The organism is Kitasatospora sp. NPDC057542 (assembly GCF_042801945.1).
Lineage (GTDB): Bacteria > Actinomycetota > Actinomycetes > Streptomycetales > Streptomycetaceae > Kitasatospora.
This window is the reverse complement of the sequence record NZ_JBHVFE010000382.1, coordinates 1-8,760: the sequence shown is the minus strand read 5'-3', so window position 1 is coordinate 8,760 and position 8,760 is coordinate 1. Positions and strand designations below refer to the sequence as shown.

Sequence of the window (8,760 nt, the reverse complement as noted above, 5' to 3'; positions counted from 1 at the left end):
CCCTCGGCATCCAGGTCGAACCGCACGCCGGGCGCTCCCCCGAGGACGCCGTCCGCCTCGCCCGCGAGGCGGCGGCCGACGGGGTGGACGCGGTGGCCGTGGTCGGCGGCGACGGCATGATCAACCTCGCCCTCCAGGCCCTGGCCGGCACGCCCGTCCCGCTCGGCGTGATACCGGCCGGCACCGGCAACGACCACGCCCGCGAGTACGGCCTTCCGCTCGGCGACCCCGAGGCCGCCGCCGACGTCATCGCCGCCGGGCGCACCCGCAGCGTCGACCTCGGCCGGATCACCGGCCCGGACGGAGCCGTCCGCTGGTACGGCTCCGTCCTCGCCACCGGCTTCGACTCACTGGTCAGCGACCGCGCCAACCGGCTGCGCTGGCCGCGCGGCCGGATGCGCTACAACCTCGCCATCGTCGCCGAGTTCGCCAACCTGCGCCCGCTGCCGTTCCGCATCACCCTTGCCGACGGCACCGTCATCGAACGCGACCTGACCCTGGCCGCCGTCGGCAACACCCGCAGCTACGGCGGCGGCATGCTGATCTGCCCGAGCGCGCTCCCCGACGACGGCCTGCTCGACCTCACCCTCGTCGACGCCATGCCCCGGCTGCGCATCGCCCGGTTCTTCCCGACCCTCTTCAAGGGCACCCACGTCACCCACCCGGAGGTCACCACGCTGCGCACCGAGTCCGTGCGGATCGAGTCCCCCGGCATCACGGCCTACGCCGACGGGGAGTTCATCACCCGGCTCCCGGTTGAGGTCACGGTGGCGAAGGACGCCCTGCGGGTGCTGGTGCCGTGACGCGCTGATGCCGTGGTCCGGTCCGACGGGCCGGACCACGGGAACGGGAGGGGTCGGACCACCATGCAACCGGCACCCGTCGCGGTGGACACGTTGAGGCTGGTCATCGAGAGCCACGGGCACAGCGCCCGCAGCACAGCCACTGGGTCCTCGCCCGCAGGTCGCTCAGGGACCCCACCGAGATCGCCTCCTACGTCTGCTACGGCCCTGTCGGCACTCGCCTGAAAGACCTGGTCGAGGTGGCCGCCGCGCGATGGGCCATCGAGGAATCGTTCCAGGTCGCGAAGAACGAGTGCGGCCTGGACCACCACCAGGTCCGCCTCTACCGGGCCTGGTACCGGCACATCACCCTGGCCATGGCGGCACTGACCTACCTGACGCCCTCCGCGCCCAGGAAGCGACAAAGGGGGGCGACACCGACGACGAGCACGAGCTCATATCCCGGAACGTCCCGGAGATCCGCCGGCTCATGGGCCACCTCGTCAGGCCTCGTCACCGGACCACCGAGCGCCGTCTCCGCTGGTCACGCTTCCGACAACGCAGCCGGGCCCGAGCCCGCCGATCCCACGACAAACGCCGAGGCCAGATCCCCCAGATGCGGTTGCAGCAGTACTAGTCGCCGGGGATGCCGCCTACGGCGGGCACGGCGAGAATGTCGAGGGAAAGGGTGAGGTGACGGGCGGTCATGCCTTTGTCGACGGTAATACCGAATGCGTACCTGTCGATTCTGGTGGTGGCGCGGAACCGGATTCCATCGGCTGTGAATTCCGGCCGCTCGACGGTAAGTTCGATGGGCCGCGTGGTGGCTTTGACGGTCAGTTCTCCGCGCAGGACGTACCCGGTGTCCGTGGACTGGACGGCGTTCGAGGCGAAGGTCATGTGGGGGTGTGCGGCTGTGCCCAGGTACTTGGGTGAGCGCACGACCCTGTCGCGGGTACCGCTGTCGGTCGAGAAGCTGTCGGCATCGATGACAGCCGTGGCCGACGACTGCGTGGGCTCGGCGGCGACGTGCACCTGCCCCGAGGTAAGGTCGAACGTTCCACGCACGGCGCCCAGGCCGAAGAAGTGGCGCGTGGTGAAGGCGATCGTGCTGCGTCCGGCATCGATGGTGTAGGTGCCGACTGCAAGGGTGGTCGGTCGGTCGTCCGAGGTGTGCGGCACATGAATCCTTAGGGAGGGGCAGTCGGTTCCGCGGTGGGGGCGAGGACGGCTGGGGAGTGCTGCGTGTCAGAGGCCTCCGGGGCCGGTCCGCCCGGTCGTGGTTCCGTCGTTGCGCAGGCCCACGGGAAGGTCTCTTCGGCGTTTGACGTCGAGTTCCGGCACACGCGTGTCAGGCGCTGCTCCACCCTACTTGCGTTGATGCGCAGTTGCCTGGCGATTTGGAGATTGGTGCAGTCCATCACGGTCAGCTGCGACGACCCGTCGCTCGGAGCCGTCGGCGATGGAGGTGCCGCCGTCGGCGCCCCGAGGCTGTCTCGAAGCGGCCGCGAATAGGCCACCGACTCCAGCTCTGGGTAGGGAGATTCGATAGGACCCGCTCGGTGTCCCGCCGCACTGCGGGGCGCCGAGCCCCGAAATGCAAATCGTCCTACCCGAGGTGCGACTCGACCTGCTCGACCATCAGCTCATCAGCACACAGACATACCAACGAGCCCAACACCACATCCGTCACGCAGATGCGGTTGCAGTACTAGGCGGACCGAACGACACCGACGCTCTCGGTGAGGGTCGGTTCGCCGATGCCGGGATCGATGGTGAAGACGCGGTAGCCGGCGTCGGTGGTGATGCGAATGTGGTCGGCGTCGGGCCACTGCGCCGGGACGAACTCGCCCTGCCCCGGGAACCCCTGCCGGACGGTGAAGACGGTCCATCGGCGGGCCGAGAGGCCGGTCCCGGTCTCCAGGCCGATGTGGAAGGTGTTGCCCTCCTGCTCCGATTCGCCGCGGTTGACCACGGTCAGGACGTGGTCCGCCCGGCCCGGGGCGCTCGTGCGGGTCTCCCGGCGGACCGGCACGCCCAGGTCCAGCAGTTGGAGGGCGCAGCCCCCGGCCGCGAACAGCAGCCCGACGCCCCCGACCGCCGTCGCCAACCCGCCGCGGCGGGACTCCAGCCGACCCACCGCGGCCACGGCCGGCGGCAGCAGCGCGACGGCGGCCAGGATCCCGCCGGCTCTCATCCGATTCGCCCAACCCCCTTGCGGGGCACCCTAGACGGCGTACTCCTCCCGGACCAGCCGGAAGATCACGTTCCGGCGCAGCGGCCCCTCCGGAACGGTCGGGTCGTCGAAGTCCCCGGCCGGGTCGTGGGTCATACCGAGGCGGCGCATCACGGCCTGGGAGCGCAGGTTGCCGGCGGTGGTGATGGCGAGGACCTCGGACAGGCCGAGGGTGTCGAAGCCGTACCCGAGGACGGCGCGGGCCGCCTCCGTGGCGTAGCCGTGGCCCCAGGCGGAGCGGGCCAGGCGCCAGCCGATCTCGACGCCGTCGACCGGGTCCTTCTCCTCGACGTCGTCCAGGCCCACGAAGCCCGCGAACTCGCCGCTCCCCCGCACCTCGACGGCCATCCAGCCGTACCCGCGGCGGTCGATCGCCGCCTCGAAGCGCGCCACCGAGGCGTCGCTCCGCTCGCGGGTGAGGATGCCGCCGAGGTGCTCGCGGACCTCCGGGTCGGCGTTCATCGCCGCCCACGGGGCGAGATCGGACTCCCGCCAGCGGCGGATCAGCAGGCGTTCGGTGCGCAGTTCGTCCATGCGCCCCACCCAACGGCAGCCGGGCCGCCGGGGCAACCGAAAAACTACCGGGTGCCTCGACGGCGGACGGTCGGGTAGCCTGCGGGCATGTCGAGCCCTGAGGCATCCAGGGTGGGGGCTTTCGGTCACGCGCCGTCAGCCCCCAGAAACCCGGAACCCTGAACCACCGAGGTCCGAGCGAGCGCCACGCCTGCGCCGCCCGGGGGCTGAGCGTGCGGTGACGAGACGTCCGTTCCTCGTTCCCACCGCCCTCCTCGGAGCCTCTCGATGCCCCTTCCGCTCTACCTGCTCGCCCTGGCCGTGTTCGCCATGGGCACCTCGGAGTTCATGCTCGCCGGGCTGCTGCCCGGCCTGGCCGCCGACCTCGGCGTCACCGTCGGTACGGCCGGCGGGCTCACCTCGGCCTTCGCGGTCGGGATGGCCGTCGGCGCGCCGCTGATGGCCGTGCTCGTCCGCAACCGGCCGGGGCGAGGCAGCCTGCTCGGGTTCGTCTTGGTCTTCGCTGCCGCGCACGCCGTCGGGGCGCTCACCGCGAGCTTTCCGGTGCTGTTCGCCACCCGGGTGGTGGCCGCGCTCGCCGACGCCGGGTTCCTGGCGGTGGCCCTGACCACCGCCGCCGCACTCGTCCCCGCGGACCGGAAGGGTCGGGCGCTCGCCGTGCTGCTGTCGGGGACGACGGTGGCGACGGTGGCCGGTGTCCCGGGCGGGGCGGTGCTGGGCGCGCTGTTCGGGTGGCGCGCCGCGTTCTGGGCCGTCGCACTGCTCTGCCTGCCCGCCGCCGTCGGCATCGCCAAGGGCCTGCCGGCCGTTGTTACTTCGGTCGGCCGATCCTCAACGACGGCCCTGCGCACGGAGTTCGCCGAGCTGCGCCGCCCGCGGCTGCTCCGCGCGATGCTGCTCGCCGCGCTGGTGAACGCGGCGACCTTCGGCGGGTTCACCTTCCTCGCCCCCGTGGTGACCGGCCGCGCCGGGCTGGGCGAGCTGTGGGTGCCGGTCGCACTGGTGCTGTTCGGCGCCGGGTCGTTCACCGGGGTCACCGTCGCCGGGCGGCTCGCGGACCGGCGCCCCGGCCTGGTCCTCGCCGTCGGCGGCCCGCTGCTGCTGGTGGGCTGGCCCTCCCTGGCCGTCCTGGCGGGCCGGCCGGGCGCGCTGCTTCCGCTGGTGTTCCTGCTGGGCGCGCTGTCGTTCGCGGTCGGCGGCACGCTGATCACCCGGGTGCTGTACGAGGCGGCCGGCGCTCCCGCCCTGGCCGGCGCCTACGCGACCGCCGCGCTCAACCTCGGCGCCACCGCGGGCCCGCTACTGGCCGCCGCCGCCCTCGGCACGGCGGCCGGCGACCTCGGCCCGTTCTTCGCCGGGGGCCTGCTGGTCGCCGCGGCGCTGCCGATCGCCGCGATCCGGCCCGGGGCCGGCTGACCACGGCCCCGGCCCGAGCCCCGGCTTGCACCCGGGCCGGCGACCCCGGCGGCTCACACCCCCTGGGTCGCCGTCACCCGGCCGTCCGCGATCGCCGCCACCAGCTCGCCGTGGTCCGCCGCCGTACGGTCCGCGTAGCGCAGGGCGAAGTCGGCGACGGCCTCGGCGAAGGTGTCCGCGCGGCCGAGGTAGCCGGCGATGGCCAGGCGGTCGCCGGTGCGGGCGTGGGCACGGGCGAGGGTGCGGCCGCAGAGGTCGGCGTAGGCGCACAGGCCGGAGGGGGTGAGGTCGGCGATGTCCGTCGAGCCCTTCATGTCGCGCAGTTGGCGGCCGTAGTAGTGCCGCCCGGCGGGGCCGGTGGTCCAGCCGAGGAAGATGTCGCTGGCGGCCTGCATCAGGTGCTGCCCGGTGACCACCCGGCGGCCGCCGTGGTGGACGGCCACCTCGGCGTCCACCCGCACCGGCGGCAGGTGCTCCTCCAGCACCGACCGGCCGGCCTCCTTCAGCTGGAGGAACAGCGGGTCGCGGCCGTCCCGGCCTTCCAGCAGCACGATGTAGCAGCGGGTGCCGACGCTGCCCACGCCGACCACCTTGGTCGCCGCGTCGACGAAGCGGTAGCGGTCCATCAGCACCCGGCGGTCCTCCGCGAGGGTCGACCGGTAGTCGCTGAACACCTTGCCGATGGCGCGCAGTTCGGCCGGTTTCAACGGTTCGATCAGTGGCGGCGCGCTGATGATCCGGCGCTGGCCGTCCCGTTCCTCGGTGAGCTTGCCGAAGGCCTGGAGGCTGGTGCGGCGCCGGGCGCGGGCGAGGCTTGCCTCGGCCTGCCTGCGCTGCCCGGGCTTGCGCAGCAGCGCCGGCAGGTCGACGGTGTCCACCCGGGCGTACCAGACGTCGAGTTCGCCCATCCCGGCCAGTCGCCGCATGCCGCCCGCGTACGCCCGGACGGCGGCGAGCGCGGCCCGGCGCGCCCGGCGCTCGTCCTGGCCGTTGTCCCGGGCGGCGACGGCGACGCTGGCGGCGAGCCGTTTGACGTCCCATTCGAAGGGGCCGGGGAAGGTCTCGTCGAAGTCGTTGACGTCGAAGAGCAGCGCGCGCTCCGGCGAGGCGTACACGCCGAAGTTCAACAGGTGGGCGTCGCCGCAGAGTTGGACGGTGAGGCCGGTGTCGGGGAGGGCCCCGAGGTCGGCCGCCAGTACGGCGGCGGCGCCGCGCAGGTAGGCGAACGGGCTCTCCGCCATCCGCCCGTAGCGGATCGGCAGCAGCCGGGCGACCCGGTCCTCGCCCTGCCGTTCCAGCACGTCGAGCGGGTCCGGCCGTTCGGCGGCGGGGATCCACCGGCCGTGGGCGGAGCGGGAGACGCGCTCCCGGGCGGCCCGGCCGCGCCGGCGGCGTTCGGCGAGGGTGGTCATGCGGCGGCTCCGTCCGTCGGCGGGTCCTTCTTCCCGCGACGCTAGGGCAGGAGTGCCGGAGGGCGCAGCGCACGCCCTCCGGCACTCCGCCGTCCGGGTGAACCGGGCGGCTCGGAACCGGCCGGATCGCCGGACAGCGGACTCATCGCACGGCGGACTCATCGCACGGTGAAGTCCGCCATCATCGCCATGTCCTCGTGCTCCAGGTTGTGGCAGTGCAGCATGTACGCCCCCGCGTAGTCGGTGAAGCGCACCAGCACCTCCACCGCCTCGGCCGGGCGCAGGTCCACGGTGTCCTTCCACCCCGCGTCGTACGGGCCCGGGTCCGCGCCGTTGCGGCCGATCACCTGGAAGTGGTCCAGGTGGACGTGCACCGGGTGGTGCAGGTCGGTGGAGAAGCGCCAGCGCTCGACCGCGCCGAGGGCGGGCGTGGCGACGCTCCGGCCGGGCTGGTACGGGCGGCCGTTGACGGTCCAGCCGTCGCCGCGGCTGCGCCGGAAGGTGAACTCGCGGGTGGTGACGGCGGCGGAGGCGTCCAGGGCCTCGACGGTGGCGAGCCGGTCGGGCACCGTCGCGTCGTCGGTCGGTTGCTTCGCGGTGACGTCGAAGCGCATCACCTCGGCGGTCCGGCCGGTGCCGAAGCGGTTGACCAGCCGGACCCGGGTGCCGGGCGCGTAGCGGGAGAAGTCGACCACGACGTCGAAGCGTTCGGCGGGCGCGATCTCGATCCCGTCGTGCCGGATCGGGGCGGCGAGCAGGCCGCCGTCGGAGCCGATCTGGACCAGTGCGCCACCGCCGGCCGGCTGCGGGTCCAACTCCAGCCGGTAGAGCCGGGCGTTGGAGGCGTTGAGCAGCCGCAGCCGGTAGCGGACCCGGTCGACGTCCAGCCGCGGCCAGGGCGCGCCGTTGACCAGGATCACGTCGCCGAGCACGCCGTTGGCGTAGGCGTCGGTGACGCCCGGCTCGGCGAGCCGGGGGTCGACGGCGGGGTAGCGGAAGGAACCGTCGGCGGCGAAGGAGCGGTCGGCGATCATCAGCGGCAGGTCCCGCTCGCCGCGCGGCAGCGGCAGCGCGGCCTCCTCGTCGTCGTGCACGAGGTGGAAGCCGGCCAGTCCGCGCCAGACGCCGGGGCCGGTGAAGCCCATCCGGTGGTCGTGGTACCAGAGGGTGGCGGCGCGTTGCCTGCCGGGATAGGTGTACGTGCGCTCGCCGACGGCGGTGCGGGCCGCCGCATGGTCCATGCCCGCCATGCCCGCCATGCCCGCCATGGCATGGGCTGCGTCCGCCGACGACCCCACCGGCAGCAGCAGGTCCACCGGGTAGCCGTCGCTGTCCGCCGGGGTGTGCCCGCCGTGCAGGTGCGTCACCGAGGGCACCGGCAGCTCGTTGCGGTGCTTGACCACCGCCGCCCGCCCGGTGCGGGTGACCACGGTCGGCCCCGGGAAGCTGCCCCCGTACGTCCAGGCCTCGGTCCTCACCCCGGGCAGGATCTCCAACGTGGCGGCCTGCTGGGTGATCTCGTAGTAGTCGCTGGTCCCGTCGGTGCGCACCGGTGACAGCACGGCCGGCACCGGCAGAGGGGCCCGGAAGGCCTCCGGCAGGTCGAGTTCGCTGCTCAGCAGCCGCCCGGGGCGGCCCTCCGCCAGCAGCCGGGCGGCGGAGGGGACGGCGACGGCGGCCAGGGCGCCCGCGCCGAGGACGGAGGCGCCGATGCCCAGGAACCGGCGCCGGTTCACCGGGGCACCTCGACCGGCCCGCCGGGGCGCGGCAGCCGTCCGGTGCCGTCCGGACCGCCGGCGGCCAGTGCGTCCCGGGCCGGCAGCGGCATCCGCCAGGCGCCGGCCAGGCCGAACAGCACGCCGCTGACCAGCAGCACGCCGAGCGTGACGTGCACGCCGAGCGCCCGGGCGTAGCCGGCGGTGATCTGGCCGACGACGGCGACGGTGAGCAGGGCCGTGGTCCACAGCGGCCAGAGCGGGCCCCGGCCGGGCCGCCGGACGGCGACGGCCACCGCCAGCTGGACCACCACCACGGTGGCCAGCATCATCGCGTTGCCCTCGTGGTCCTTCAGGGAGTCGTAGGTGCCGTTCAGGAAGCTGCCGGCCAGCATGACCTGGAGCAGCGACAGCAGGGCCAGCAGGGTGGTGGAGGTGCGCAGCAGAATCAGCGGCCAGCGGGGCGCGGGGGCGGCAGGAGGACTGCTCATGTCGGGCTACTCTCTGCGTCGACGGTCGAGCGGGGCGGGCGAGAGCGTAGCTGATCCGACATCAAGATCAGCCCTAATAAAGATTGTTGGACCACTCAATGACCCCGATGATCCCCGCCTGAGGCACCGTTCTCACGCGAAGGAGGCGTGCCCTTGAGCCATCCTCAAGGGCTG

8 protein-coding genes and 1 pseudogene are annotated in these 8,760 nt (G+C 73.4%); 3 read left to right on the top strand and 6 right to left on the bottom strand.

Annotation, left to right across the window (positions count from 1 at the left end; genetic code table 11):
* A partial coding sequence (locus tag ACFU7Y_RS33550) for a diacylglycerol kinase (protein WP_380770632.1) occupies positions 1-803 on the top strand: 803 nt, incomplete at its 5' end.
* Positions 804-1,024: 221 nt separating this feature from the next.
* A pseudogene (locus ACFU7Y_RS33545) lies at positions 1,025-1,474 on the top strand (hypothetical protein); the annotation flags it as partial.
* Here ACFU7Y_RS33545 and ACFU7Y_RS33540 read toward each other — a convergent pair.
* The 3 genes from ACFU7Y_RS33540 to ACFU7Y_RS33530 form a co-directional block, all read right to left on the bottom strand.
* On the bottom strand, positions 1,416-1,964 hold the full coding sequence (locus tag ACFU7Y_RS33540) for a YceI family protein (RefSeq protein ID WP_224284371.1): 549 nt from the start codon (positions 1,962-1,964) through the stop codon (positions 1,416-1,418). The pseudogene ACFU7Y_RS33545 and the gene ACFU7Y_RS33540 sit on opposite strands and share 59 nt — an antisense overlap.
* 529 nt (positions 1,965-2,493) lie before the next feature.
* The gene (locus ACFU7Y_RS33535) at positions 2,494-2,979 is read right to left on the bottom strand and encodes a hypothetical protein (RefSeq protein ID WP_224284370.1); all 486 of its coding nucleotides are present in this window, start codon (positions 2,977-2,979) and stop codon (positions 2,494-2,496) included.
* Positions 2,980-3,009: 30 nt separating this feature from the next.
* A complete protein-coding gene (locus tag ACFU7Y_RS33530) occupies positions 3,010-3,552 on the bottom strand; it encodes a GNAT family N-acetyltransferase (RefSeq protein ID WP_224284369.1) in 543 nt (180 codons plus the stop codon).
* Between the two features lie 267 nt (positions 3,553-3,819).
* On the opposite strand from ACFU7Y_RS33530, the gene ACFU7Y_RS33525 reads away from it, so the two are divergent.
* Positions 3,820-4,968, top strand: coding sequence for a Cmx/CmrA family chloramphenicol efflux MFS transporter (locus ACFU7Y_RS33525; RefSeq protein ID WP_380770631.1), 1,149 nt, complete (start codon positions 3,820-3,822; stop codon positions 4,966-4,968).
* A 53-nt stretch (positions 4,969-5,021) separates the two neighbouring features.
* On the opposite strand, the gene ACFU7Y_RS33520 is transcribed toward ACFU7Y_RS33525, so the two are convergent.
* From ACFU7Y_RS33520 to ACFU7Y_RS33510, 3 genes are all read right to left on the bottom strand, one after another.
* On the bottom strand, positions 5,022-6,380 hold the full coding sequence (locus tag ACFU7Y_RS33520; protein WP_380770630.1) for a DUF2252 domain-containing protein: 1,359 nt from the start codon (positions 6,378-6,380) through the stop codon (positions 5,022-5,024).
* 158 nt (positions 6,381-6,538) lie between these two features.
* Positions 6,539-8,116: a multicopper oxidase domain-containing protein gene (locus ACFU7Y_RS33515; protein ID WP_224284969.1), complete on the bottom strand. Its 1,578-nt coding sequence runs from the start codon at positions 8,114-8,116 to the stop codon at positions 6,539-6,541.
* Positions 8,113-8,586 (bottom strand): hypothetical protein, encoded by a 474-nt coding sequence (locus ACFU7Y_RS33510; protein WP_380770629.1) that lies wholly within the window; start codon positions 8,584-8,586, stop codon positions 8,113-8,115. Before ACFU7Y_RS33510 ends, ACFU7Y_RS33515 begins: the two co-directional genes overlap by 4 nt.
* Positions 8,587-8,760: the final 174 nt, after the last annotated feature.